At 37.1% G+C, this 25961-nt stretch carries 28 protein-coding genes and 3 pseudogenes; 8 read left to right on the forward strand and 23 right to left on the reverse strand.

All coding sequences use genetic code 11. The features are described 5' to 3' along the window. Positions 1-5 precede the first annotated feature (5 nt). From ACIQXV_RS20655 to ACIQXV_RS20700, 10 genes are all read right to left on the reverse strand, one after another. Positions 6-1565, reverse strand: coding sequence for an acyl CoA:acetate/3-ketoacid CoA transferase (locus tag ACIQXV_RS20655; RefSeq protein ID WP_402961701.1), 1560 nt, complete (start codon positions 1563-1565; stop codon positions 6-8). An 84-nt stretch (positions 1566-1649) separates the two neighbouring features. Continuing rightward, the gene (locus tag ACIQXV_RS20660; protein WP_402961703.1) at positions 1650-2948 is read right to left on the reverse strand and encodes an ABC transporter substrate-binding protein; all 1299 of its coding nucleotides are present in this window, start codon (positions 2946-2948) and stop codon (positions 1650-1652) included. Between the two features lie 39 nt (positions 2949-2987). After that, entirely contained in the window at positions 2988-3797 is an 810-nt protein-coding gene (locus tag ACIQXV_RS20665; RefSeq protein WP_402961705.1) for a carbohydrate ABC transporter permease, read from the reverse strand. Positions 3798-3817: 20 nt separating this feature from the next. Next, the gene (locus ACIQXV_RS20670; RefSeq protein WP_402961707.1) at positions 3818-4741 is read right to left on the reverse strand and encodes a carbohydrate ABC transporter permease; all 924 of its coding nucleotides are present in this window, start codon (positions 4739-4741) and stop codon (positions 3818-3820) included. Between the two features lie 187 nt (positions 4742-4928). Next, complete coding sequence (locus tag ACIQXV_RS20675) at positions 4929-5594, reverse strand: bifunctional 4-hydroxy-2-oxoglutarate aldolase/2-dehydro-3-deoxy-phosphogluconate aldolase (protein ID WP_402961709.1); 666 nt, start codon at positions 5592-5594, stop codon at positions 4929-4931. Between the two features lie 41 nt (positions 5595-5635). Then, complete coding sequence (hxlB, locus tag ACIQXV_RS20680) at positions 5636-6187, reverse strand: 6-phospho-3-hexuloisomerase (RefSeq protein ID WP_402961711.1); 552 nt, start codon at positions 6185-6187, stop codon at positions 5636-5638. Continuing rightward, positions 6184-6807 (reverse strand): 3-hexulose-6-phosphate synthase, encoded by a 624-nt coding sequence (gene hxlA / locus ACIQXV_RS20685; RefSeq protein WP_402961713.1) that lies wholly within the window; start codon positions 6805-6807, stop codon positions 6184-6186. The genes hxlB and hxlA overlap by 4 nt, the downstream gene beginning before the upstream one ends. 16 nt (positions 6808-6823) lie before the next feature. Beyond that, entirely contained in the window at positions 6824-7774 is a 951-nt protein-coding gene (locus ACIQXV_RS20690) for a sugar kinase (RefSeq protein ID WP_402961715.1), read from the reverse strand. Between the two features lie 64 nt (positions 7775-7838). Then, positions 7839-8843: a LacI family DNA-binding transcriptional regulator gene (locus ACIQXV_RS20695; RefSeq protein ID WP_402961717.1), complete on the reverse strand. Its 1005-nt coding sequence runs from the start codon at positions 8841-8843 to the stop codon at positions 7839-7841. A 948-nt stretch (positions 8844-9791) separates the two neighbouring features. Beyond that, positions 9792-10049, reverse strand: coding sequence for a hypothetical protein (locus ACIQXV_RS20700; protein ID WP_402961719.1), 258 nt, complete (start codon positions 10047-10049; stop codon positions 9792-9794). A 178-nt stretch (positions 10050-10227) separates the two neighbouring features. Between ACIQXV_RS20700 and ACIQXV_RS20705 the strand changes: the two genes are divergently transcribed. Beyond that, positions 10228-11166, forward strand: a complete 939-nt coding sequence (locus ACIQXV_RS20705) for an alpha/beta hydrolase (protein WP_402961721.1) — start codon at positions 10228-10230, stop codon at positions 11164-11166. A gap of 593 nt (positions 11167-11759) precedes the next feature. Continuing rightward, positions 11760-11960 (forward strand): hypothetical protein, encoded by a 201-nt coding sequence (locus tag ACIQXV_RS20710; RefSeq protein ID WP_402961723.1) that lies wholly within the window; start codon positions 11760-11762, stop codon positions 11958-11960. 188 nt (positions 11961-12148) lie between these two features. On the opposite strand, the gene ACIQXV_RS20715 is transcribed toward ACIQXV_RS20710, so the two are convergent. The 4 genes from ACIQXV_RS20715 to ACIQXV_RS20730 all read right to left on the reverse strand — a co-directional run bounded on the left by ACIQXV_RS20715 (position 12149) and on the right by ACIQXV_RS20730 (position 16203). Beyond that, complete coding sequence (locus ACIQXV_RS20715) at positions 12149-13312, reverse strand: SEC-C metal-binding domain-containing protein (RefSeq protein ID WP_402961725.1); 1164 nt, start codon at positions 13310-13312, stop codon at positions 12149-12151. Between the two features lie 68 nt (positions 13313-13380). Beyond that, entirely contained in the window at positions 13381-14766 is a 1386-nt protein-coding gene (locus ACIQXV_RS20720) for a dipeptidase (protein WP_402961727.1), read from the reverse strand. Between the two features lie 411 nt (positions 14767-15177). Next, a complete protein-coding gene (locus ACIQXV_RS20725) occupies positions 15178-15588 on the reverse strand; it encodes a hypothetical protein (RefSeq protein ID WP_402961729.1) in 411 nt (136 codons plus the stop codon). Between the two features lie 414 nt (positions 15589-16002). After that, positions 16003-16203 carry a hypothetical protein gene (locus tag ACIQXV_RS20730; protein WP_402961731.1) on the reverse strand — a complete coding sequence of 67 codons (201 nt, stop codon included), beginning with the start codon at positions 16201-16203 and terminating at the stop codon, positions 16003-16005. A 231-nt stretch (positions 16204-16434) separates the two neighbouring features. On the opposite strand from ACIQXV_RS20730, the gene ACIQXV_RS20735 reads away from it, so the two are divergent. The 3 genes from ACIQXV_RS20735 to ACIQXV_RS20745 all read left to right on the forward strand — a co-directional run bounded on the left by ACIQXV_RS20735 (position 16435) and on the right by ACIQXV_RS20745 (position 17533). Then, a complete protein-coding gene (locus ACIQXV_RS20735) occupies positions 16435-16557 on the forward strand; it encodes a YjcZ family sporulation protein (protein WP_402961733.1) in 123 nt (40 codons plus the stop codon). Between the two features lie 115 nt (positions 16558-16672). Then, positions 16673-17137, forward strand: coding sequence for a low molecular weight protein-tyrosine-phosphatase (locus ACIQXV_RS20740; protein WP_402961735.1), 465 nt, complete (start codon positions 16673-16675; stop codon positions 17135-17137). Between the two features lie 270 nt (positions 17138-17407). After that, positions 17408-17533, forward strand: a complete 126-nt coding sequence (locus ACIQXV_RS20745) for a spore germination protein GerPB (RefSeq protein ID WP_402961737.1) — start codon at positions 17408-17410, stop codon at positions 17531-17533. A 222-nt stretch (positions 17534-17755) separates the two neighbouring features. On the opposite strand, the gene ACIQXV_RS20750 is transcribed toward ACIQXV_RS20745, so the two are convergent. The 3 genes from ACIQXV_RS20750 to ACIQXV_RS20760 form a co-directional block, all read right to left on the reverse strand. Continuing rightward, on the reverse strand, positions 17756-18229 hold the full coding sequence (locus ACIQXV_RS20750) for a hypothetical protein (protein WP_402961739.1): 474 nt from the start codon (positions 18227-18229) through the stop codon (positions 17756-17758). A 273-nt stretch (positions 18230-18502) separates the two neighbouring features. Continuing rightward, positions 18503-18718: a hypothetical protein gene (locus ACIQXV_RS20755; RefSeq protein WP_402961741.1), complete on the reverse strand. Its 216-nt coding sequence runs from the start codon at positions 18716-18718 to the stop codon at positions 18503-18505. 208 nt (positions 18719-18926) lie between these two features. Continuing rightward, positions 18927-19436 carry a hypothetical protein gene (locus ACIQXV_RS20760; RefSeq protein WP_402961743.1) on the reverse strand — a complete coding sequence of 170 codons (510 nt, stop codon included), beginning with the start codon at positions 19434-19436 and terminating at the stop codon, positions 18927-18929. A 265-nt stretch (positions 19437-19701) separates the two neighbouring features. Between ACIQXV_RS20760 and ACIQXV_RS20765 the strand changes: the two genes are divergently transcribed. Beyond that, positions 19702-19998, forward strand: coding sequence for a hypothetical protein (locus ACIQXV_RS20765; RefSeq protein WP_402961744.1), 297 nt, complete (start codon positions 19702-19704; stop codon positions 19996-19998). A 477-nt stretch (positions 19999-20475) separates the two neighbouring features. Here the strand turns inward: ACIQXV_RS20765 and ACIQXV_RS20770 are convergent, their stop codons facing one another. Next, positions 20476-20613 carry a hypothetical protein gene (locus tag ACIQXV_RS20770; protein ID WP_387319283.1) on the reverse strand — a complete coding sequence of 46 codons (138 nt, stop codon included), beginning with the start codon at positions 20611-20613 and terminating at the stop codon, positions 20476-20478. Positions 20614-20690: 77 nt separating this feature from the next. On the opposite strand from ACIQXV_RS20770, the pseudogene ACIQXV_RS20775 reads away from it, so the two are divergent. Together ACIQXV_RS20775 and ACIQXV_RS20780 are read left to right on the forward strand one after the other, a co-directional pair. Beyond that, positions 20691-20888: pseudogene (locus tag ACIQXV_RS20775) on the forward strand (23S rRNA (adenine(2503)-C(8))-methyltransferase ClbB); the annotation flags it as partial. Between the two features lie 227 nt (positions 20889-21115). Continuing rightward, positions 21116-21790, forward strand: a pseudogene (locus ACIQXV_RS20780) (ATP-binding cassette domain-containing protein); the annotation flags it as partial. 74 nt (positions 21791-21864) lie between these two features. Here the strand turns inward: ACIQXV_RS20780 and ACIQXV_RS20785 are convergent. The 5 genes and pseudogenes from ACIQXV_RS20785 to ACIQXV_RS20805 form a co-directional block, all read right to left on the reverse strand. Next, positions 21865-22216: pseudogene (locus ACIQXV_RS20785) on the reverse strand (DUF4158 domain-containing protein); the annotation flags it as partial. A gap of 110 nt (positions 22217-22326) precedes the next feature. Next, positions 22327-22476, reverse strand: coding sequence for a hypothetical protein (locus tag ACIQXV_RS20790; protein ID WP_402961745.1), 150 nt, complete (start codon positions 22474-22476; stop codon positions 22327-22329). Between the two features lie 712 nt (positions 22477-23188). Continuing rightward, positions 23189-23386 carry a hypothetical protein gene (locus ACIQXV_RS20795; protein ID WP_402961746.1) on the reverse strand — a complete coding sequence of 66 codons (198 nt, stop codon included), beginning with the start codon at positions 23384-23386 and terminating at the stop codon, positions 23189-23191. Positions 23387-23440: 54 nt separating this feature from the next. Beyond that, positions 23441-24502 (reverse strand): hypothetical protein, encoded by a 1062-nt coding sequence (locus ACIQXV_RS20800; RefSeq protein WP_402961747.1) that lies wholly within the window; start codon positions 24500-24502, stop codon positions 23441-23443. 900 nt (positions 24503-25402) lie between these two features. Next, positions 25403-25906, reverse strand: coding sequence for a GNAT family N-acetyltransferase (locus tag ACIQXV_RS20805; RefSeq protein ID WP_402961748.1), 504 nt, complete (start codon positions 25904-25906; stop codon positions 25403-25405). Between the last annotated feature and the right edge of the window lie 55 nt (positions 25907-25961).

The following is a 25961-nucleotide window of genomic DNA, read 5'->3' on the forward strand; positions in this document are numbered from 1 at the left end:
ATTTATTAAACTTTATTTGTAACTCTTCTACCGATATATGGGCTGAAGAGCATTGAATTCATTTCTTTTAATTCACTAGAAATTACAGGCATAAAGTCCATATGGGCAAGGATATCTTTTTCAATAATGACTCCTGGAGCGATTTCTGTTAAAATCAAACCTTGATCTCCAATTTCAAATACGGCCCTTTCCGTGACAAACATGACTTTTTGACCGGTTTCATTTGCGTATTCACCCGAAAAAGTAATCTGGTCAACTTGATGAACGAATTTCTTATGTCTTCCTTCTTTGATGATGGTTAGCTGTCCATCCCTAATCTCAACTTCCAAGCCACCAGCTGTAAAAGTGCCGCAAAAAATGATTTGCTTTGCATTTTGCGCGATATTTATAAATCCTCCACACCCAATAATCCTGTCTCCGATTTTACTAACATTAACATTCCCAAATCCGTCTACCTGCGCCATTCCTAAACAGGCAAGATCAATTCCTCCACCATCAAAGAAGTCGAATTGTGAGGGCGTATCAATAATGGCTAAAGGATTGCTCGAAGCACCAAATTCAATTCCACCCGCTGGCACTCCGCCTATTACTCCTTGTTCAACTGCAAAGACGAACTGATTCTCCAGCCCCATTTCTGTTGCGACAACTCCAACGGAGCCAGAAATACCTACCCCTAAATTTATGACTCCTTTAGCTGGAATTTCTAATGCTGCACGCATCGCAATTACCTTTCTTTCATCGAAAGGAATCGGCTGTATTTTTTGCAATGGAATTTTTATTTCACCAGAATATGCAGGGTTATAGTAGGAAGCAACGGTTTGCTTTTGCTCTGGGCATACAATGATTCCGTCAACTAAGATTCCCGGAATTTTTACGTGTTTAGGATGCAAAGTCCCCCTGCTTGCCAGCCTTTTTACTTGCACAAACACTTTCCCGCCCTTATTACGAACAGCTTGAGCAATTGCTAGATTTTCGAAGATCGCTGCTTCTTCTTCCATTGTGATATTGCCGTCCTCATCTGCAGTGGTTCCCCTTAAAAAAGCTACATCGACAGGAAACACCTCATAAAACAGCTTTTCTTGCCCAGCAAAATTCATTACATGAACTAAATCTTTCGTTGTTCTTGAATTTAATTTTCCGCCTTCAATTCGTGGGTCTACAAAGGTTTTTAAGCCCACATGTGTGACCAATCCAGGTCTATTTGCCGCAATTTCTCTAAAAAGCTGTGAAAGGGCACCTTGAGGAAGATTGTATGCCTCTATCTTGTTTTCACTAGCCAGCCGTGCCATTTTAGGTAAATAATCCCAATGTCCGCCGATATCACATTTTACTAATCCTTCATGGGCGACATGGCACATACCGCCTTCTTTTCGATCTCCAACCCCTGTGATATGAACAAAGGTAAGATCCCGAGGTGACGTGGTGTTCAAAAATCTTTCTTCTAAAGCCATTAGGAGTGCAGTAGGTTCTGCAAGCCCTCCACCCGCACCACCAACAACTATGGTACTATTATCATTAATCTGCATTACCGCCTCATTTGCAGACAAAAGTTTAGAATGATTCATTTCCTGGCACCCCTTTGATAGAATCGGACTACTTAATTCGTTGTTAGGAAAGGCATACTGAAAAATATGCCTTTCCCTATTAATCTATTTTTTGTAGTATCCTCTTGATTCCAATAGATCATAGATACCTTTATTTGCTTCATCTAATGCTTCCTTAGGCGATTTTTCGCCAGCAAGGGCTTTTGAAATAGCATCGGTAATATATTCATGGATCCGCGGCCATTCAGGAAGGGTTGGCTCGGCCTTCGCTTTATTCAACGTTCTCTGCAAATCCGGGAACTCTGGACGTAATTTGACTACTTCAGAATCTTCTAATACTTTTGGTACTGGAGGGAATCCGCCAGCAAGGGCATATTTTTTAGCACCTTCAGGGCTGGACAGCCAAGAAATAAATTTAAATGCTGCTTCTTTCCTTTTTGAATTTGAGTTGATGGCAAGCGTCCATGTATGGATGAATGGCTTTCCACCAGGTACATCTGCAATGGCAAACTTGTCAGAAACCTTCGGAGATGTGTTTGCATCTGCCATTTGAGGGTAGGCCGTATTCCATTCTACAGCCATTGCAACTTTTTCATTTTGGAAGGCAGACAATACTTCTGGGAATTCATAAGTTGTCGCATCTGGAGGAACAATTTTTTCTTTTCTAAGATTATCGACAACAAACGTTAACGCTTCTACTCCGCTTTCACTATTCAATGTAGGTTTATTATTCTTATCCAGTATTTCTCCACCCATTGCCCAGAAATACTGATACCATTCTTTTGGTTGTGTTTCTCCACGCTTACCTTGGAAGGTCGTACCAAACTCTGTTGGTGAATCAGGATTTTGACTTTTCGTAAATTTCTTCGCAACTTCTTTATATTCCTCCCAGGTTTTAGGAGGATTGGGAATTAAGTCTTTTCGATAAAATAAGAAGTGAGTACTTGTATCTAAAGGCATAGCATATACCTTTTTCTTGTACCTTACGGATTCTGCTACGGCTGGAATAACATGATCCAAATTAAAATTGGCCTTTTTCATATAGGAATCAAGGGGTTCAAATTGTCCGCCTTCACCGAATTGTCCAATATAATTATTCAGCATTAAGATGACATCTGTACTATCACCTTGACCTAACAATTGAGTAGACACCTTTTGTAAATAACCGTCGCGGCCCACTTCCTGTAGATTTACTTTAATACCGGTTTCTTTCTCAAATTCAGGTGCTACCTTTGCAAGGGTATTATAATAAGTCCCTGAACGAGCAATAACGGATATTTCCTTTACCTCATCTTTTTTGTCTCCTGAATCACTTCCGCCAGATGCATTTTGACTTTCACCTGGTGCGCAGCCTGATACAATCAGCACCAGTAATAGAATAAGAGCCAATAGTTTTTTCATCATTCCTTTTCCCCCTCAATTGTTAAATAAAATGATTTATGCCTATTTCACAGCACCCATTGAAAGCCCTTTAACTAAGTGCTTTTGCACAAGCAATGTGAAGACAAACATCGGAATCATCAGCATGGTCCCCGTTGCCGTAACAGGTCCCCAAAGTATGGCGTCCTGTGTAACAAAATTGGCGGCCATGACTGGCAGGGTCTTTGCATGCTGACCGGTTAAACTTAATGCGAACAAAAATTCATTCCATGAATTCATAGCAGCAAATATGGCCGATACGGCTAACCCAGGTTTGGCAAGCGGTAACATGATTCTCCACATGGCACCAAATCTTGACGTGCCATCAATAAGAGCAGCCTCTTCCAAGCTTTCTGGAAGCTCTTTTAAAAAGCCCCACATTAACCACGTTACAAATGGTAAGTTGAATGCTATATAGGATAACGTTAAGGAAAATAACGTATCCGTACCTCCAAATTGCCGGAATAGGGCAAAGAATGGAACGACTAAGACGATAGGTGGAAACATTTTTGTAAAGAAAACCGTAAAACTAACTAATTTTTGTCCTTTCATTTTCATTCTGGCCAGACTATATCCCGCAAGCGTTCCAATAATGAGAGAGAAAACTGTCGATAATACGGTGACAATGAGTGAATTTAAAAAGTAATAAATAAAAGGCTGTGTTTTGAAAACTTGTGTGTAGTTTTCAATACTTGGCTTAAAGAACCAAACTGGCGGTATTTGAAATGCCTGTGTAGTGGTCTTTATGGAAGTAGTCATCACCCAAAAAATCGGAAACAAAAATAATAGCAAACATACAACCACATATGTATATGCCCACTTATTTTTATACATATAATCCTCCTCCTCATCCATTACTTATCCGAATAAAGTACACGGATTGCAAACCAGCATACTATTCCCACAATGACCGTTAGAACAATAGCTAATGCCGATGCATATCCAAAATCAAAATCTGCAAATGCTTTTCTGTGTAATAAAATCGAAATCGTTTCAGTCGATGTTCCGGGTCCTCCCCCGGTTAAAACGAAAATTTGATCAAATACTTTTATCGAACCGGCAATTCTCATGATTAAAGCCACAATAATAATCGGCTTTAACAATGGAATCGTTACATTCCATAAGGTTTGCCAAACATTTGCACCATCCATTTGCGCAGCCTCAAATGGTTCCTCAGGCAGCGATTTGACCCCTGCCAAGAGGACGATGAACATAAATCCTGTCCATTGCCACACATCTACCAAAATGGTAGATGGAAGTGCCAGGGCACTGCTGTTTAACATTGCTACCTTGTCCATACCGATTAAAGTCAAAACGTAGTTAAAAATTCCAAAGTTATAATCAAAAATAAACTTCCAAATCAATCCAACAACCACTGGAGTGACCATCATGGGGAAAACAAGTAATGTGGTAGCTAAACCATGACCAACTGTAATTCGGTTAACTGCTAAAGCCAGAGTGAAACCTAAGAAAAATTGGATCATAACTCCAGCTCCGACATAAATACCAGACAATAACATGGATTTATAAAATCCTGCATCCTTAAACACATTGATAATATTTCGGAAACCCACAAAAGGTGGATTCTTCAGTGTTAGGAACGTCCAATCATGAAAGCTTAGATAAATGGTGTATAAAACCGGATACAGAAAGACAACCATCATTAAAAACAATGCCGGGAGCAACAAGATAATTTGTATTTTTTTATCCATCCATGAAAGGAAGCTTCCCCGTTTTTTTTCATTAATGGTTGATGGAATTTCATATTTAATTTGCATGTGATTACCTCCCTTATGACTTTATCGTTAACTCACCCAAAGGTTCATGACCCTAAGCGGTCTATTGCTGTTTTTCATTATTTCGCAATGTGAATCTATGATTCTAAAAATATCTAATATTGATTAAATTCTTTATTATCTGAAAATTATTGACACGCTCTTGTAAGAACATTTTAGATATAGGTATTTACTTGTTTATTAATAAATTGCTGGCAGAGTTTCTAGCCGCTTTTACAATTGAAACACATTCATTGGCTTTCCCTTCAAGCTCCAATAAATAATTTTCGGTGATGGGTTTTTTTGTATCGACTAAGGAACTACCAATCCCTGCGGCGACTGCACCTGCCTTAATGTATAAACCAATATTCGATAAATCTATTCCTCCTGTTACGATTAAAGGAATATGAGGTAGCGGTCCATGGAGATTTTTGATATATTGGGGACCACAGACATTAGCTGGGAATACTTTTACAAAATCAGCACCATTTTCATAAGCAGTAAGAATTTCAGTTGGTGTAAATGCTCCTGGAATACTTACGGCGCCATACCTTTTTGTAAGTTTTATTGTTTCGACATTCACCGTAGGGGAGAATATAAATTTAGCTCCGGCCATAATGGCACTTCTGGCCGTTTCCGGATCAAGTACGGTTCCTGCCCCGACGATGATATCATCTCTTAGCTCTGAGCACACTTTTTCGATTAATTCCAGAACTCTAGGAGTTTCAACAGTAATTTCTATATGCTTGACTCCTCCATTTTTTAGCGCTTTAGCAATCGCTACAATGTTAGATGGGAGAGCTCCGCGGATCACTGCAACAATGCCAGTATCTTGAATCTGATCGGTTAATTTCATGGTATCGAGCTCCTTTTATAATATAATTTGCAGCCTAATAACTATTCAAGATTTGCATGCCTTTTCAGCATATCTTGTGCCAGTGTTTCATTCATTTGCAGGCTGTGGATGATAATTCCGTCAAGAACAAGATGGACACTTTGATCAAACTGATTTCCAAGTGGCTGTATCGTTTCAGGCTCTACTTTCCTTCTATACTTAGTAGCTGCCGGGATTACAAGGACATGATGACTGACACTTGCAATTTTCGAATCACGATTTGTTGTAATGAGAATCACGTTTCCGCCAATATTCCATGCTTTTTTTGCAAAATCATACATCATATCACTTGAACCTGAGCCTGATATTAGAATTAACAAATCGTCTTCTTCAATACTTGGTGTAATCGTTTCACCGACTACATACACGGTGTATCCGCCATGCATCAATCTCATTGCAAATGCCTTTCCCATCAAACCAGAACGCCCGTCACCATAAACAAAAATCCGTTTTGACTTATTTAGGAGTGTTGAAACCATTAATGCCTCTTCCTCATCAATTTTGGATAGAACCGATACGACCTCTTCACCAATCATTCGAATTATCTTCTTCATTTTGATATGTACTCCTTTATATAAGCGGCCGCTTTTCCTCGATCAGCTGCCATCGATATTCCATTTCCAACGATGATAATATCCGGATTGATTAAGAGAATTTCAGGAAGATTTTTATCTGAGATCCCCCCAGCAACAGAAATCTGAATGTCCTTTAACGTATCAGAAAAAGGTAGGGATTTAACATCTAATTCTCTTTGGGTCTGCATATCTTTACCGTAGTGAAAACATAGGAGGTCGACCCCCATTTCTACCAGACTATCAATCCGGTTCCAATCGAAAACTCCCAGTAAATCAACCATAATTTTTTTATCATAAAGCCTTGCTACTTCAAGTGAATCCTTAATCGTTTGATTAGCAGAAAATGCCATCACAGTGGAAATATCTGCTCCCGCTTCGAACGCTTGCTTGGTCTCATGCTTCCCTGCATCACATGTTTTCATATCTGCTACGATGGTCTTGTGTGGAAAGTTTGCCTTCATTTCCCTAACCATGGCCATCCCATACTCTTTTATTACTCCTGTACCAATTTCAATCCAATCGATAGATATTTCTGTTTCTTCAACGATTTGAAAACATTCTTCTTTTGTCAATCTATCAAGTGCAAGCTGCAAAAACATCACTACCACCTCAGAACTATCTTTCGATAAATACTCTTTCTCCCATTTGTATGAGAACATCCTCGAGATATGGTAGCCCTTCATTATCTCCAGAAACTGAAACAACCATCGAACCAATCGTGTTTGCAAATTCTAACGTTTTCTCAAGGGGCCAATTGTTGATTACTCCATATACAAACCCTGCATCGAAACCGTCCCCAGCACCTACAGTATCGACCACTTTTCTAGCCTTCGCAGGTGGTGCCTCAACATAAACACCGTTATGATATCCGATTGATCCATGCGCTCCTCTTTTTATTGCAATATGTGAAATTCCATATTTCCTGCAAGCCTCAATGATAAGCTTTGGTTCCTTTACACCAAATAAAAGCTCTGCTTCATCCTCTCCTGTTAAGATAATATCTACAAATGGCAATAATTGAGATAACTTCAAAATTGCTTGTTCTTTTCTCCATAGTTTTAGTCGAATATTCGGATCAAATGAGATACGTACGTGTAGTTTCTTTGCCAATTCAACAGCTTTTAATATAATCTCAAAATTTTGCTCTCTTACAGCCGGAAAGACACCGGTAATATGAAGTATTTTCGCATTTTTAAATAATTCTTCAGTCAAATCATCAGGACTTAATGTTGACGTAGGGGAATTCGCCCTATAATAAAAAGTTTGTCCTGTGCCATCTTCCATAATTTCTTTAAAGTTAACTGAAGTTGGATACCCTTCAACCAGTTTAACCTGTGTAATGTCAATCCCTTCACCACGGACGAAGTTCTGGATATGACGGCCAAATTCATCATTTCCTAAACGACTAATCCAACCAGTTCTCAAACCTAATCTCGCACAACCGATTGCAAAGTTGAGCTCTGCTCCACCAACTTTTCTATGAAAAGACTCTACAAAACGCATTGGACCCTTTGTTGCTGGATTTAGGGTTATCATTGCATCCCCAATTGTAAAAATTTCTACCATTCTACCATCTCCCTTTTACGTTACCTCATGGTGATTGAATTTGTATTTAATTATCGACTGAACCCTAGCAGGATTCACGGATAATCAATTCAGGTTCAAAGCGATATGTTTCTGGTACTTTAATGATGTCACCGTTTTCAATTTTTGATAATAAAATCTCAGCTGCTTTTTTTCCCATTTCAAATGCAGGCTGTTTTACGGTAGTAATTGCAGGGCTATAAAAATTTGCAAAGCTTACGTCATCTATACCAATCAAAGCTAATTCACTGGGAATTAATAATCCCTCCTCTTTGACATAATTTAAAATTTCCACTAATACTAAGTCATTACCAGCAATTATTGCTTGTGGTGGTTTAGGCAAAGAGAAAACTTCTTTAAGACCATCCTTGATTTGATTTGTTTCCAAAGTTAAAATATATTCCTCTCTTATCGGAATACCAGCATCCTTGATTGCCTTTTTATACCCTTCAACGCGCTCAGTTCTGGGAGTTATATGACGTACCAGTGAATTTGTTACTATTGCAATCCGGTCATACCCTTTCTCAATAAAATGATGAACTGCTATCTCTGCGGCAACTGAATTATTTAAAGCTACGGTATCTACTAGCACACCTTGCACTACTCGATCCATAAAAACAACTGGAAATCGTTCTTCTAAAACAGATTCATAGAGTTCTAAATTTTTCGCGGTTGGGAACACAATAAGTCCATCAACTTGTTTAGCGATTAACATTTCAAAATATTTTTTTTCCTTCTCATGATTGTCATCCGCATTGCAAACAATAACATGGTAATCATTTTCATGACACAAATCCTCGATTGCTCGAATAACCTGAGTCGAAAATGAAAGCAAAATATTACCTACAATGACTCCAATTGTAGAGGTCTTTTTCTGTTTTAAACTTCTTGCAACTGCATTTGGATGATAACCAAGTTGACGTATAGAAAGCTCAATTCTCGCCTTAGTTTCTTCCCCCATATAGTCATAGCGCTTGTTTAAGAATTGCGATACAGTACTTTTTGATACATTTGCGTGTAAAGCAACATCAGCCATTGTAACCCTTTTCATAAAAATCTCCTTTTGATAAACCGGTTTAGTAAATCGATTTAGTCACATTATAAACTAGGAATCATTTAATTTGCAACAAATAATTTTATTAAATAGCGTAAATTTTCAAAAAAGTGAGTTGCATCGAAATTGCTTTTCCTACCACTTTTTACATAAACTTTATCTATTATTTGGATAATTTTCTGTATCAGTTTGCCTGTCGTTATATTTCCCCTCATTCGTTTGAATTAAAGTATTGATTTCAAAACCTTCATTTGAAGTAGTACTTTCTTAATTTTTTCTGCTTTTTTGAGTCTGAAAAATTGGTGTGCAGTTCATTATTTTTTATGGTTAAATGACAGAAAAAATGGTCAGACCCCCAGTGCGCTAAAGCGTTTGCACATCGGTGGTCTGACCCTAGGAGACGCATAATTCCGTATCAGCTTCATTTATTGTTTTTTTAATATACTGTTGTGTTTGATTACAGCCATAAGAATGTACCACTTCTGCAATGTTTTTTACCAGCAATTGTAACAAAATTTACCACTTGTTGCCAACACATTTACCAATGGAGTAATATCAAAAAAATGCAGATATACAACGTTAAGGATTTTGAGAGATAAAAAAAGTCTAATTCCTTTGCAGTTTTACCGAGGAATTAGACTAATGATCTTTAACTATCGCTATCCGTTAACTTTTACAAAGAGGTTTTCGTTTTTCTAGGTTGACCTTTTAACCCAACTAATTTGGTTTTAATAAAAGGGTCGATACCTTTAGGTAATTGATTAAATCCAAAAAAATTGTACCTCTATCCCTTGATTGCTTTCAGTTATAATAATTCACAAATTCCTTTGTGTAGCTTTTACGCAAAACTGGTTTTATTTATTCTTTACTAATCTTAGAGTATAAAATCTTCATACAATTTGCTTCTTGATTTATCACAGGTAATACAAGTTATATCTTTCTTTTTTACATATGTTCACCATCAAGTACCCCGTCATTTGTTAAGGCAGATATAACAACAATATCTTCTTCGATACTTTTAACAAGTCCTTGTATTGTCCCTTCTTCTGAAATTTCTTGTAATTCATCATTCATAAGGTTCTCCGTTCGGCTTTTGTACTTTATCCAGTTCTGATTGCATTTCTTAAAATCAATAAATCTAGGCTTCCCAGATTCGCTAATATACCTAACTCCTTCAGCCGTAATACCTTGAATTTGTTTCATAGCCACACCTTTGCCTTATTTGTTTGTAATTAAGATATAATTCACCAAAAGAATTTACTTCTCCTTCTAAAAAAGGGTCAGCAAAAACAGGCATAAAATGGGACTATATAATTTTCCATTTTTGTGTTGTCTTACATATGATAATGTACCGATGACTTCAAATGGAGAGGAGGAGTTCATGTTGAGTGAGGAAAAGAATGGGGAGTCAAGTAAATCAGGTAAGTCCCTATGGAAACCGCTTTTGGCTGCACCTGCTTTATTTTTTCTTGCCCCATTAGGGATAGGGTTGTATCTTACTCATCCATTCCCGGCAAAGACGACAAAAAATCCAGGGGAATATGGTCTTGCATTCGAAGAGATTGAATTTTTCAGCCGAAAAGACCAAGTAAAACTGTCTGGCTGGTGGATTCCAGCAGTTTCAAAGAAAAGCAAGAAAACGGTCATCACGGCACACGGTTACATGAATGAACGTGCCATGGAAAAGATTGAAGGACTGCGACTCGTTAAAATTCTGTCAGAACAAGGCTATAATGTACTGATGTTTGATTTTCGCAATGCAGGGAAATCAAAGGGAAAAACCACGGGGATTGGATATTTTGAAAGACACGATTTGTATTCAGCGATTGATTATGCGATTCAGGAAAAACATCAGGAAAAAGTTGCTCTCCTTGGCTGGAGTATGGGAGCTGCTACTGCGATTATTGCTGGATGCGAACACCCTGCTGTTTCCGTCATCATTGCCGATAGTCCCTTTTGTGATTTAGAACCTTTCCTAAAAGAAAACCTTTCGCATTGGACCAAGCTACCCAAACGGCCATTTACGCCGATTGTTTATCATTCCATGCGCAAGCTCCTCAAAATTGACCCCACAGAAGTTTCACCCATCAATCATGTGAAAAATACGAAAGGAAAATCCTTTTTCATCATCCATAGTACGATAGATAAAGCTATTCCTTATGCCGAGAGCGAAAAATTATTTCAATCGATCCCATCCGATAACCAAAAAGAATTGTGGCTGACAAAAGATTGTGAGCACATTCATTCGTATCGTTTGCATAAAAAGGAGTATACTCGCCGTGTACTCAGGTTCCTAAATAAGTACTTAAAGCTTGACTAAAATTATTTACTTCCACGCCTTGTATTCCCTTTATTTAGAATTAATAAGGACAAAGAATCTTCTTCCAAACTGATCGAAAACCTTCGAATGAAGCGGCATTACAATCAGTAAAACCTTGAACATTAAAATACAAAATACCGAACATGCGCTACTACATGTTCGGTCTAATCATAGATTTAATCACCTCATGGAGGGTTCCAGTGGTTTTAAATGAGGTTCATGCCGACCACAAGAACCGTCTCTATGGTTTTCCCACCCGCATAAAACATCCCGCTATTGCCGGAAAAATCACAAATTCCTTCCTCATGTCCCAAACGAAATCACATCTTTGCCCCTAGCAAGCTGGAATCTAGCGAATATGCGTGACAGTTCAATGGGTTTTGATGGAATGTGTTGCGATAGAATTGGATTGCCTCTTGCCTGCTGGCTATCAAAAGGACAAATAGTCCGATGTGATCGGTAATTCCTCCTTTGAACAATGTCCATTTTCTTTTTGCGTTAAATGTTCGTAGTGTGCAATTAATTCTATTCGATGACTTTATACTCGGAATTGAACCTAATTTTTGATCATATATTAATAAGAGGTGAATGATATGGATAAACATCTTAAACAAACATTTGAAATGAATTTTTTAAAAATTGGCATTATCGCCAATGCTGGAGTTTTACAAATTGGTAGTGGGTCTGGTTCAAAACCACGTGTCCCTCATGCTGGATATACAACAATCGGAACTTCATTAGTACATCTACAAGCTCTGGCTGTCCCACTACAAGCACCAGTACGTCACAATTAAATAATTTGCACCTCCATCACAAAAAGAAATCAATCGTCCAATTATTTATTCAAATAACTAAAGAACGATTTGAATAGGACTTCATTAAGGGATGTTCGATAAAGTCCCTGACGATAAAAGGGACAGTCCCACGGCAAGTTAAAGCATTAATTCACCGGGGACTGACTCCACAGCCACAATACTATGCTTCATTTTCCACAGCACTTTTTATATTTTTTACCGCTGCCACATAGACATAGGTCATTTCGACCCACTTTATTTTCATTACGAACAGGTCCACTTTGCAGCAAATTCGATTGCTTTTGGGCGTTCCTGAAATCCATTTCACTTTCTAATGCTGCCTGTTTCCATTCCTCTAATTCAGGGTGTTGCTCGCCAAGAATAGAATAGTAACTATAGACGACCTGTTCTATATCAACTAAACCTGATAAATACTCATTTTCCATATGGGCAGAGATTTCGGGCAATGCCTCTTTTGACAACTGATGACAGAGAGACTCGATCAGTATATCTTGGTCCTCTAATTCTTCTGCCGCCCTATAAGTCTCTCTTAAAACCTTTACGGCAAGGTCCGATTTGATATTTTCGACCACAGAAGTAGCATAAATAATTGATTCTGATTTCTTTAAGTAAGGTGCAACCTCTTTGACAACATCATCATTTTGAAAACCTATTAACGCAAAAGAAGCTTCTTCTAACAGGATATCATCATCCCGGAATAATAATCTTGCCAGCATGGGAATAAACTGCGACAAATTTAATTGCCCAATCATATAAACTGACAAGATGCCACTAAAGGAAAACCATTCTTCTTTTAATTCATCCTCGATATCAAGTGCTATTTCCTCTGCAGTGATCCAACTATTTTGCACCAGACATTTTGCTAGTTTTTTTGCTTTTATGAATACTTCGTGTTGAAAAGACTCTGCTTGGTCAAGGGCATGGATCGTTTTTGCATATTCATTGAAAACTTCTTCTGCGGTCCCATGCTGGATTAACTCGTATAACGCCCAAGTATCATCGGAAAAGTATCTATTCAATGGCTCCCTATATTTTAGCGCAAGTTCTGGTTCCAAATAATCGAATAAATTTACCGCTAGATGGGTTTTAGACTGATCCATCTTAGGTATATTTTCAATAAGAATCTGGACGGCTTCTTCATTGATTGTTTGTTTATCCACATAAATGAAAATAGAAGATTGCTTCTCTTTATTTTTAAAAGCTTCCTTTATTAATTCTACTGTCCATTCTTCAGGAACGTTAGGATAGTCATGTAGTGCATGAAGGACAGTTTCTTGAATTAAAATATCATCGCTAATTAAGTGGGGTTTTATTTTTTCTAAAAATGTCATGTGCGTGTCCTTTCATGTTACCTTTAGTGCGCTGTCACCCCCTTTACGAGTAGTGACAGCGCACAGTTTTACTTATTAAGAAGCTCTAAAAAGGAACAAATGGTCATGATGCCTTTATCAAAGTTTTCCAAGTTAAAATGTTCATTTGGTGCATGAAGATTTTCATCTGGTAAACCGAATCCCATTAAGACAACAGGTGCATTTAGGGAATGGTTGAAATCCGATACAATTGGAATCGAACCGCCTTCTCGTTTGTAAACAGGTGCTTTCCCATATATGTTTTGGTACGCTTCGGCCGCTTTTTGGATCATCGGACTGTCGATTGGGGTTAAAAATGGATTCCCCGTATCGCCAAGAGTCACATTTAGTGTGCATCCTTTTGGTGCATGTTCTTCCAGATGCTTCTTGATCAATTGCTGAATCTTTTCCGGGTTTTGATTGTGAACGAGACGGCAGGTGATTTTGGCATGTGCCTCGTTCGGGATGACTGTTTTTGTCCCTTCTCCCTGAAATCCGCCCCATAAGCCGTTTACTTCTAATGTAGGCCGGGAACTGATTCTCTCAGGATATGGAAAATTGTTTTCCCCTCCCGTAAATTCCGTTAACCCCAACGATTGTTTCAGCTTTTCTTCATTGAAACCCAATGCTTTAATTTGATCCTTTTCAAATTCAGTCAGTTCCACTACATCATCATAAAAATGGTCCACATTCACTTTTCCGTTTGCATCATGAAGAGTCGAAAGCAGTTGTACCAATAAATGGTTGGCATTCTGAACTCCCCCTCCAAACATGCCTGAGTGCAAATCTGACTTTGCGGTCTTTAGGGAAAACTCTAATGCACAAAGACCTCTTAAAGAATAGGTGATGGCTGGGACGCCTCTGTCCCACATATCAGAATCGGAAATCACGACCACATCACAGGATAATTTCTCTTTATTTTCGGATAAAAATGGTGGTAGATGGGGGCTTCCGATTTCTTCTTCCCCTTCGATGCAAAATTTTACGTTTACCGGTAATTGGCCTTCTACTTTTAATAATGTTTCCACTGCTTTGATATGTAAGAACGTCTGCCCTTTGTCGTCTGTTGCTCCTCTGGCAAAAATCTTTTCATCGCGGATCGTCGGTTCAAATGGAGGAGTTTCCCATAAATGAACAGGGTCAACGGGCTGTACGTCATAATGGCCGTAAACTAAGACGGTTGGGGCGTTTTCCTGATGAAGCCAGTCCGCATAAATAATAGGATGTCCTTTGGTCTGTACGATTTCCACATGTTCCATGCCTATGTTTTTTAATTTATCAGCAATCCAGGAAGCTGCTTTTTGAATGTCCTCTTTATGCTCAGATAAGGAACTGACGCTTGGAATCCGGAGCAGTTCTTTTAATTCCTCAACATTCTCATTATGATTATTTGATATGATTTCGGATAATTTTCCCACATTATCACCTTTTCTCATTTATTTTCTATTCTTATTTTATACAAAATTGACGGAGACAACAAATATCAACCTATGTACCTATACTACTCAGCCTTTCCCCTTCCGTCCTTATTACAAGGTGTTCACTGATGAAAGGTTTTGCTAAAGAATTGGATGGCCTCTTCCTTGCTGGCTGCAAAGGAAACAACTACTTACTCGATAAAACATGAAGAACTGACCAGTAATAATTACTGGTCAGCCTTCTTTACCTTATTCTCATTTTTTTGCTACAATCTCCGTGATATAGGCCGTGACATCTTTTATCTATTGCTCTGTTAAAAGATCTCCAAAAGCAGGCATCGTTGATCCGCCCTTTGAAACCAATTGCATACATATTTATTTAATCATGGTTCGAGTGAATTTTGAGCATAAACCCGATGTAGATTTATTTTAAGGAACGATGCGAGGTATTTTGGCTGATTCCTCTTCTAATACATGAATTCCTCCGATTACTTCATAAGCTGAACCAATTGACACTAGAAAATCTCCTGTGATTGCCAGTTGTTGTTCTTGGAGAAGTTTTACCAAATCTGTTTCTCCTAATTGTCTAGTGACAGATACCGCTTCAAGGATCTGGCCAATCGTCCTAATCCAAACACCAGTTAGTATTTGTTGTTCACCTATTGTATTCGGATCATCTTCTAAATGAAAAAGTTCTGATAACCCTTTAAGTTCAATTATCTGGCCAAAGACTTGAACCCAAAGCCCGAATGAAACCTGTTTTTCTAGCTGTAAAATTTTTTTACTTTTAGGATCGCTGAAGTCTTTTCCATTTTGATTCAAATTCTTTGAATTATCCATACTTACCAACCCCAGAACAATTTTGCTTTATTTTATGTGGACCAAATACATTGGTGTTTCCTGTTTGTGCGTTTTTTCACCAAATGAAACCGAAGGAAGCCCCTGCTTTTAAGTATGGGGAGGAATTCGGTTTCTATTTTTTATAGGGGATTTTGAAATAATATCTCTTTTTTATCATTCATTACGATTAAATTTAATGCAAATACTGAACACATTTATATAAACTCATCGGATGAACTGGTTAGATTCTACATAATTATCTTTTATCCCGACTAATATCTATGTCTATTATTAAAGTCGTAATAACCCATAAATACCTCCGATGTTAAATTTCATTATTAAGGCGACCGTAACCTTTTACTTTATAGAAATATGTATCAAAGGAGTAACCTACTCCCTTCTAGATGGCATTTGTCAACCACCTTCAATGCAAGTTGCAGTGGAACTACCTACTACATTATTTAATTCAGTTAATAAAACTTGTAATGTATTGTCAGTAACTAATGCCTGTAATGCCTTATTAGTAATTGGAACATTGTATTTTTGAAAAACTTTAACTGTATCTTCCCACACTTCGGTTATAGCTTTTGAATTCATATTTAATTGAATTACCATAAAAACAACCTCCTCTATCTCCATATTACCATTATTGTCTTCAACGCTCCTGCCACTTTAGTTGAATAACAAAAAAGCCACCAATATTAGCAACTGGATCCTTCGAATAACGAACCCATTAGCATAAGTGAAACTCTTCACAATTAAGATGTTACACAAATTTTAACACTAAATAATGAAAGACAAATCACAAGGATTTCTTGGGAACTAGCGCCGTTCCATATTTCTGTTTTGTACATACTTTGTAATTACGATGGAAAGGGGACTCTATACATTGCAGAGGGTGCATACGGAGCTATCTTTGCTCTAATCATTGTATTGTTTATACTCCTTGTCATCGATGGAGCAGCTTAGTGTTAAAAGATTCCATTAATGGATGGTAGCGTGAAAAACAACACATCTTTCCAATCTATATTTTGTAAATCTATTTAAATGGAAATAATAAGATAAATTAAAAGGGGTTAAGTACATGATCCACGTTTTATTTGTATGTCTGGGAAATATTTGCCGTTCACCGATGGCTGAAGCTTTGTTTCGCGACTTAGTCAAAAAAGAAAATTTGACTAACAAAATTGCAGTTGATTCCGCTGCAACCAGTTCATGGCAGATCGGCTTCCCTCCGCACGAGGGAACTCTTGATATTCTAAAGAAATACAATATCTCTTCTGCTGGGCTTGTTAGTCGCCAACTAAAGAAAGAAGACATTTGGAAGTCCGACTATATTATCGGTATGGACGAAAGCAACATAAAAAATATTCATAGCATAACCGGCAAGCCAAATCATCCAAAGATCATTAGGCTGCTCGACCTGACCAAATACAGGAAAGATGTCCCCGATCCATTTTTCACAGGTGATTTTGATGAAACCTATCGTCTTGTTTCAACGGGCTGCCGGGCATTAATCAAGAAAATACGCAGCGAACAAAACTTATAACAACAAGGTATCCATCTTAATCCGGTAATGTGCAATTAATTCTTTTCGATGACTTGATAATCGGAAAGTTTTTCAAGAATTGCACCACACTTTTACATTGGTCTTGATCTGGATTTATCTAAGTAAATTTTTCTCCTCCGCATAACCACATAAAAATTTTCATTATCTCACCTCGCAATATGAGTTAATTTCTCGTTTACTTTTTGGCATTATTATTATTATCAGAAATAAACCTAACTTTTGATCATATATTAATAAGAGGTGAATGAAATGGATAAACATCTTAAACAAACATTTGAAATAAATTTTTTGAAGATTGGATTAATTGCCAATGCTGAAGTTATACAAATTGGTTGTGGGTCTGGTACAATTCAACGTGTCCCTCATGCTGGATAAACTACAATCGGAACTACATTAGTTCATCTAACAGCTCCTGCTGTCCCACTGCAAGCAGCAGTAAGTTGATATTAAAAATTTTGCCCCTCCTTTAGTATTAATTACCGCTAGGACATATAAAACTAAATACTTTTTTATCAATAAAAAACACCGCCTTTTTTAATACAACCAAATTGCCTCCATTACTTGCTGATTTTCCAATAAAAAGATGCGTTAAAAAATCTATATTTCTCTAATAATATAATATAATTCTCTTTTTTCATCGTATTTAAGTTCTTCGCTATCCACATCTGCCATCCACGCTAGTTTAGTTTTATCCGTTCCCAGATAAAAATTAATTTTTTTTCTGGATATAGTTTGAATTTCATCCTTAACCGAAGGAGTGTGATGATCTGAACACATTGCAAAAACAACTCTTGAACCAACTAGGTTCCAAGTATAAGCACCATTTTTGTCTACATTAATGTTAGCAATTGCTATTGAATCACCTAGATTAGGGTTTGTAAAAATAATAAATTGTTCACCACCAACTTGAATTTCATCAATGATACCATCTTTGGTAATTCCCTCGTTTTGTAGCCCGTATTCAACAGCACTTTTATAGGTTAAAAATGTTTTATTCGCTTGAAATGTTTTATTTGATTGACAACCTACTAGAATAATGACCATCAAAAATATTAAATAAAATTTTTTCAATTCAATTTCCCCTTTTTATTAACCAATGTATCAAAAATATTTATATATGGCTCTAATAATAGAGAATATTCCGAAAAAACAGTTTTTTATGCTCTTTTAAGTAAATAGCATTCAGCAAAAAGATACCTAATCAATAACAAAGCTTTCATCTCCTCCCGTTACTAAATAACAAAAAGGCTTTACTCTTTATTGTAGTAAAGCACCCGTTTGTTTAAGTACAAGGTTTCACAATGTTAGTTAAAAAGTAGAAAAAAGGTGTATCGGCAAAATGGCTTACCTTTCCAAAGAAGATCGTTCTTGAGATTTTTTATATTTTTTTTGATCCAGTCTCAACTGTTCCACTTGTTGCTCTAAACGCTCAAATTCATCCCTATAGAGCTTTTGAATCACTTCGGGATACGAACCTATTGAATCTCTCACTGTTCCCAGCTCCATTATTTTTCTCCGTAGCTCTTCCTCACGTCTTTTTAAGTATTGTTCTCTAGACATGTTCCTCCACTCCAATATTTTCAGAATTCGTTTTAATTTCTTTCCCATTTTTAATTCATCATAAAACTGGAAATACCTCTTAAAGAAAAATAAAAACCTGAATGTCTGTCCACTGTTACTGTCTTGCTCTTCAACTATTGCCCCCGTTTGTTTAAGTGTAATTCTACACAATTTAATAAAATGAACCTTCTATCTTAGACATCTGCCGTTATTTAATCACTGTTTCAGCAGGTGTAACCCCTTCGTATTCTTTATACTTTGTAACTATTTTAGTTATGAACCAAGTTCTTTTTCCTGTTGCTGGATTTTTCTCCAAAGTAATTACCTTTTGTCCAGTACCAAAGTTTTTATAGGAGCTTATTAATTCATAAGTCACTGTGAATTTAACTTTTTCATCATTTATTTTTTCAACTTTTGTTGTCCCAAAATTATCGACCCAAGGGCTTGATTGTCCAGTGCTCCAATATCTTTCATCGAACTTCTTCTTTGTCAGTTTTTGAAGGGTTGGTGACAGCAAAGCATACTGTACTGCCCCACTTCTATTTTTTACCCCCAAAATCCACAATTCCACTGCTTGTTTTGGAGTTTCTGGTTGTAAGCCTGTCATAAATGAAATTATTATTTTGTTGTCAAATGGGTTATTATCTGTTTGGGCAAAAGTCGGATTACCTTTGAGAACAATCATCATCGATAAAAAGGGAATAAGAAATAAACGCATATTATTGTCACCTCTTACCGTATTATCTCCTTCAAACCCTTTTTTATTGTTTTTTACTAACCTTCCCCGTTTGTTGAAAAAACAAAAAAGCACCCCTTATTAAAGCAATGCCCTTGGTGTATACCTTTATAGCTGCATTAATGAGGATAAAGCGTGCTTCCTAAACATATAGTGAGTAAAACCACTTCAGCTGGGTAGTATATGTTTAGGATGGTGCGCGTTCATATTTAGCATATTCCTTATTAATAAACGAGGAAGTGAATAGATGAATCACAGTAACGAACGCAATAACTTTGGCGGAAATGAAGAAGATAGTGGCAATAACCAAGCTGGTAGTAATGCTAATCAAGGTACCAATGACTTTGGTGAAGCAGCAGGAACTTTTACTGATGCCGTTGCGGGTGCTATGATAGGTGCTCCATTTGGACTAATTGGTACTGTTATAGGCGGTGTTTCAGGCGGTGTTATTGGTAACCAGATGGTGGAGACGGCTGAAGCAGATAACAATACAGCTTCCAATAATGGTGATGTGAGCAATAATATTAACTCTATAAATAAGTAGCTATTTTTCATAAGGATTCCAATCAATTTAACAAGGAAATGTAAATTTTCCGTTAACCTCAGATGTTGAAGAACTGCTGCATGGGTGCTAACGGGTGAAATGTCTAGAGGAAGAACTCAATAATGGGTTCTTTTTCTTTTTAATATTATATGCACCAACAATAAAACTCATATTCATCATGCTCTTCGCCTAACCTGCCAGTTAGTTCAACAAGAAAAAGCTGCCACGATGACAGCTCAGTTCTTCAACTCAAATACTCATTAGTTGAAGAAGAACAGCTCTATTTGCTATGAAGTAATGCCGTTCTTATTATGTTGTATAAAAAAGACAAGCATAGTACAAATCTATTTGGACTGCTGCTTCCACATTGTCGGGGTCAAATTTAAGAATAAAAACAGGGCATAGGAAATTTCCATGCCCTGTTTATTGGTTTATGAAATTTGTGGTCAGCAAGATTCTTTCGTTTGCCGTTTCGGATTAAAACGGCTCGATGGCTTTCTCGTTTTTTCCAGTTTGAGGCTGATTTTCAATTCTTCTTTCTTCAACTACCTTGGGAATTTCTTTAAGGTGTTTATTTACTTCTTCTACTTGATTGGTAGTTCGCATTTCATCCATTTTCAAAAACCTCAATTCATTAAAATATCTTTGGTAAATATAATATGCCTCAGTGATAAAGATTTTATGTCCATTAAATCAGATCTGTAAGATATAACCCAACCGTCAGTTCTCCTTTAAGGTTCGGTGAAGTTGATGAAGGTCATGTTGTTAATTTTTACAAAAAATTAAAATCATCAGGTATTAATGTGACCATTAGAAGTCAAATTGGAATTGATATAGATGCTGCTTGTGGTCAATTGTATGGAAATTATCAAAAGAGCAACAAGCAGTAATTTGAGGTAAGATGATGCCGAATTGTATTCCATAAAAAAATGTTAATATAAAAATACAATTATGAGAGGACTGATGGATGGACAATGATTAACTAATCTATATTTTTATTTGAAATGAATAACTTCAAACTACAAAATATAGGGTTAGTCTATCCATTTTTATAAATCAGTTTACACTTTATTTGTCATGATTCCAATGGCAAAAAAGAACTTATTTAATATAAGTGCATGAAATTTTTGAAGAAATTTGCCCCCAAGCAGAAGATTGGGAATATCTTCGTGAAATATCCTATTTGAATGTTGATGCAGAGGTCATGTACCGACCATTTAAAACATTATCAAATGGAGAACAAACAAAGGTGTTGCTTGCTGCACTTTTTTTGAATGAGGGTCAATTTCTATTAATTGATGAGCCAACCAATCATTTAGATACTGATGCACGAAAGATGGTCTCCGATTATCTAAGGAAGAAAAAAGGATTTATTTTAATTTCACATGACAGAATTTTTTTAGATGGATGCGTTGACCATATCTTATCTATAAATAGGGAATTTCAGTCAAATGAATTGATTGTTTTGGCTGATCTGTCTGTTAAGTACGATGACCATGTAGTGAATAAGCCAATTAGCTTTAAAGTTGAACAAGGTGACCGAATTGTACTTGATGGAAAGAATGGAAGCGGAAAAAGTAGTATCCTAAAACTAATTCTAGGAAATCCCATAGCCAAAAGTTTATGTGAAAAAGCTCATTTATATATTTGGGATGAACCGTTAAATTTTATTGATATTTATTCGCGTATGCAGATTGAAGAGCTTATTCAAAGATTTAATCCCACAATGGTTATTGTTGAGCATGATCAGGTATTTCAACAAACAGTTGCAACAAAAACTATATCTATGTAGTTAAATATGAAGAATTGAAGATTTAATCTGCAAATCAGGTAATTAAACTATATGGTGCTTTAGTTGAAGAACGTAGCTAACTGAAGCAGGCGATTGGGGTGAAGATCGTTATTGTTCGGTGAAAGATTTATCTTCCTAATATATTCTAATCGTTCGATTACTTTTAAAAAGGCTTCTGGTGAAGACTGACCAGGAATCTCTCTTAGCCATTTGACGGGCATTGAAATTTGAATACCCATATTCTTTCCTGATTTCTTCCATATGTTCATGCTTCGTTTGTTCTCGATCGGCATATAAATCAAATTCTTTGGCATCAACCTGAATTTGTTTAGCAATATACTGTATAACTGACTTAGGTGCATATTTTATATCTGAAAGTGACCATCCTGGAAAACGAAAAAGACAAATTTGAACAGCAAATCCCAAAATCCCTTATAAAAGGGTTAAAATAAAGGATACTATTCGATTAGCAAGTGTTGTCGCTTTTGTCGGATCTAACTTGTACGTATACTGTAGAAAAACAGCTAATTGTATTGCTAAGGAATCAGACGCAATTGCTGCACTGCAGCCATTGGTGCTATAATATTTGTTTCAAAATAAGTTAAAAGCGGTGCAAGGTTTGGATAATTCGTTGCGAGAGCACTAAGCATTTGTGCTAATCTCTGCAAGCCTACCTTTGTAATCAATACTCTTTATTGTATTTGTACTTTGGAGTCATAATTATAAAAAAAGTGCTGATTTTTAATAGCGTTTTCTATTTCGTTACAAATCATGTTCAATTGTGACATGACGTAATGAGGGACATAAGGATTCGGATAAAACTCAGGGTACATTTAATTTCCTCCAATTAGTCATAATATATTGCATACTATGACTAATAAGATAATAAGTGCTTGCTTACTTTCTATTTAAAGGTATACAACAAAAAAGTTACTGTGCCTCTACTAATTGCAAATCTCGTATTGAATGTGAGCGACTATTCAACTAATAATTTTATGATCCAACTTTATCAATTTTTAGTTTAGTAATAAATACAGGAATTTATTGGAATACTAAATATTATCTAGAAGCGTAAAGATAGCAACAAACCCGGAATCCTGTATTGCAGTTGTTACAGCTGGAACTGGGCCGTAGGTATTGCACTTTCAATCGTAAATGGAGCCCTATTACAAGAAAGTCACCAGTGTTAATTTTTCCTTTTTCGAGCATGATTTCTCTAAGATAGTCAATTCCCTCCAGCTTCCTTAACTAAAGCAGGGAGCAATTTTAGTCAGGTCATTAAATTTGGATTTGGATAGAGAATAAGAAAAGCATCCCCTTAAAAATCGAGGGGATGCGCTTTTTAGGTCGGGCATACATCCGTAATTCTAGCTTGGTCAAGCATCTCTCAAACACGCATCATTTGTCGTTACTCTGAGTACCACTCGTTTTCTCGCTGGGTCCAGTGCTCTCTTCTCCGTAAAGAGAGGAAAAGTTCTCACGCTTCTTAGTGCCAGCCTCGTTTTTTGCTTCATTTCCGCTTCCTTTATCTGCTGGCCGTTTATCTCTGTCATTTTCGCTGAGCTCTTTGTTGATTTCTTTCTTTGTATCTGCCATTTTCCTATCTCCTTTTGCTAGGGTATTGCTCTAATTATTTATTGGAACGTGAATCTAAACTGGCAGTGGTGGTGGATATGGGCTCCAGTTCGGATAGTTCCATGGATAGTTGTACCAGGGGCGCTTTTTCTGTTCTAGCGCTGTCAATACAAGTGTGTGCGGAGCCCCTTGATTCCAGTGTCCTTGGGCGATAGTTCCTTTCCATTGAATTTGGACCGGAATCATGAGACCCGGTTTGAAATTGACTTCCCAGCATCCCACGCGCAGATCACATTCACGTGGCCAGTGTGAGCTTGGCTGATTATCGGTCAGCCTGCCTTCCATGACACTTCCACCTTGAGGGCCGAAGGAATGGGCTACCGGTGCATCTTTGGTGAGTGCAAAAGCACCACTAAAGCCATAGCGATGATTGTCTGTTGAACCCACAACATTAAGCCAGTTGTCTGCGCCTTTCGAAAATTCTAAGTTCAGCGCGCCCCAAGCATACGCATCACCATCAACAGTAATTTGATATTTGCCGTTAAATAATTTGCACCAATCTTCTGCGTCGGGAGGACAAACTTGCAGGATACTCACGCAAGTATCGTTCTTGCGTCGTTTGATCAAATACTCATAGATGTCAATCCATCTTGTGTGGTCAAGTACGGTAACGCAACCCGCACTTTCTTCCCCAGGATGAAGATAGCGGTTTTCCTTCTCATCGATTGGAAACCAGGAAAATCGAAACGGACCGGCGTCAGGATAATCATGACCACCTTTATGAATAGTATCAACAACCTGTATAATGTGGTTGCCCTCAGGAATAGGATTAATTTCATCGGTTTTCGCCTGATACTCGACTTGGTGCGGAATGCGGAGCAAATTTTTCCCTGGATGGAATTGCAAAACTGCTGGAGGGTCATAGCTCATCACAGGGCCGAGCGCAGCAGCCTGAGAATCGACACTGAATTTTTGACCCTTTACCCGTCCTTCAAGCACAGTGAAATTATCTCTTCCTTTAGCTGTACCTGTGTAATCGACTTTCAGATATTGCGGCAGCTTTGTCAAAATATCATGTTCATCCTTGACCTCCAGAAAGCCGTTACCATCCCACTTTGAAATCATCTTAACCGTCATAACTAGTGTCTCCTTGCACGAGCATGAGAATCTCTCTTTTTATTTTGAATTACTTCTATATTATGGCCTTGCAACTTATTCTTATTAAAGGTAAAACCTACCTCAAAATTGTTAAATTACTAGGTATTTTTTAGCTAATTTAGTATTGTCATTTTTCTTTTCATGAAGTAACTTACTTTTATGATAGTAAAAAAGCGTTCCTGCTTATTACAGAAACGCCCCGTTAGCTGAAGACCAATTATTTAATCAGAGAAATCTCTTAACAATACTTCTAATTCATTACTTTCGTAAAAATTACCATCACTAATAAATTTTTCAATCTCTACCATACCATCTTCCAAAAACTCAATTTCCCATCGTTATCCTGGAACTGCAATTTCAACCATAATAGCTTCATTTCTAACTTTATTTAGCTTATAAAAAATATTACTGTCGTCTAGTTTATTTAGAAAACTGATTATTTCTTTTAAATCCACAAAATCATCTCTAATATTTAAGTAATAAAAAACTTATTAAACTATCCTGCCCTTTACTTGAATAAGACAAAAGCGATCCTTCGTTATGGAAGCATCGCACCCAATAGTTTAAGTACATTTGTTCAAAAACTTTAGATTCATCTTCAATTATTACAGGAATGCTTCACCGTTTATATAATAAGAAAAAGATCTCCTCGTTATTTAAGAAAGCAACTTTTTGTACAAAAAAAGACCACACTTATTATTTAAGGACAGCATCTGTTAATTTATGTGCATATTTCTTACATAATAAAAAAGCTAATTCATTCAAGCGTTTCTGATATTACTTAAAGAAGTCAGTCTTCTTTCACTTTTGGAATTAAGTATTCTAACTATGTAATCTTCATAGTCGAATGGTGTTTATTTGTAAAACAAACCTTTTTATCTAAAGATCACGCATGTTCCAAACAAGTTCTCCATTCTCGTCCCATATACTATGGTGGCGAATGAAACCAATCTTTTCAAGAACTCGAAAGGAAGCAATATTCCAAGAACGCACAGTAGACCACAGACGTCGCCGTCCAGTTGCGACCGCAGCTTCTATAATAGCCGATGCGGCTTCAGTCGCATAGCCATTACCGTGGACTCTTTGGAACAGTTCGTAAGCGATTTCAGGCTCTTCTAGAGTAGAACGACCGATAATTAACCCGCAATATCCAATAAAATCTCCCTCATCTTTGCGTCGGATCGTGAGTAGACTTATACCACTTTCCAGTGCTCTGTCGCGAAAACTGATAACTTTTTTGTGAGCAGCGTCAAGAGTTGGCTTGGCAATACCCCGTTCTCCAACAAGTTCCCTATACCAGGATGCATCTGATTCCTCCCACATACTCAAGTAGAGCCGTTCAGTTATTATTTCAAAATTCATTGACGAGAATCTATTTGTCATTTTATAACCTCCTTTTCAAGTCATGATATTCTCACAAGAAACATTTTATTTTACT

It is taken from the genome of Neobacillus sp. NPDC097160, assembly GCF_044762155.1.
GTDB lineage: Bacteria > Bacillota > Bacilli > Bacillales > Cytobacillaceae > Neobacillus.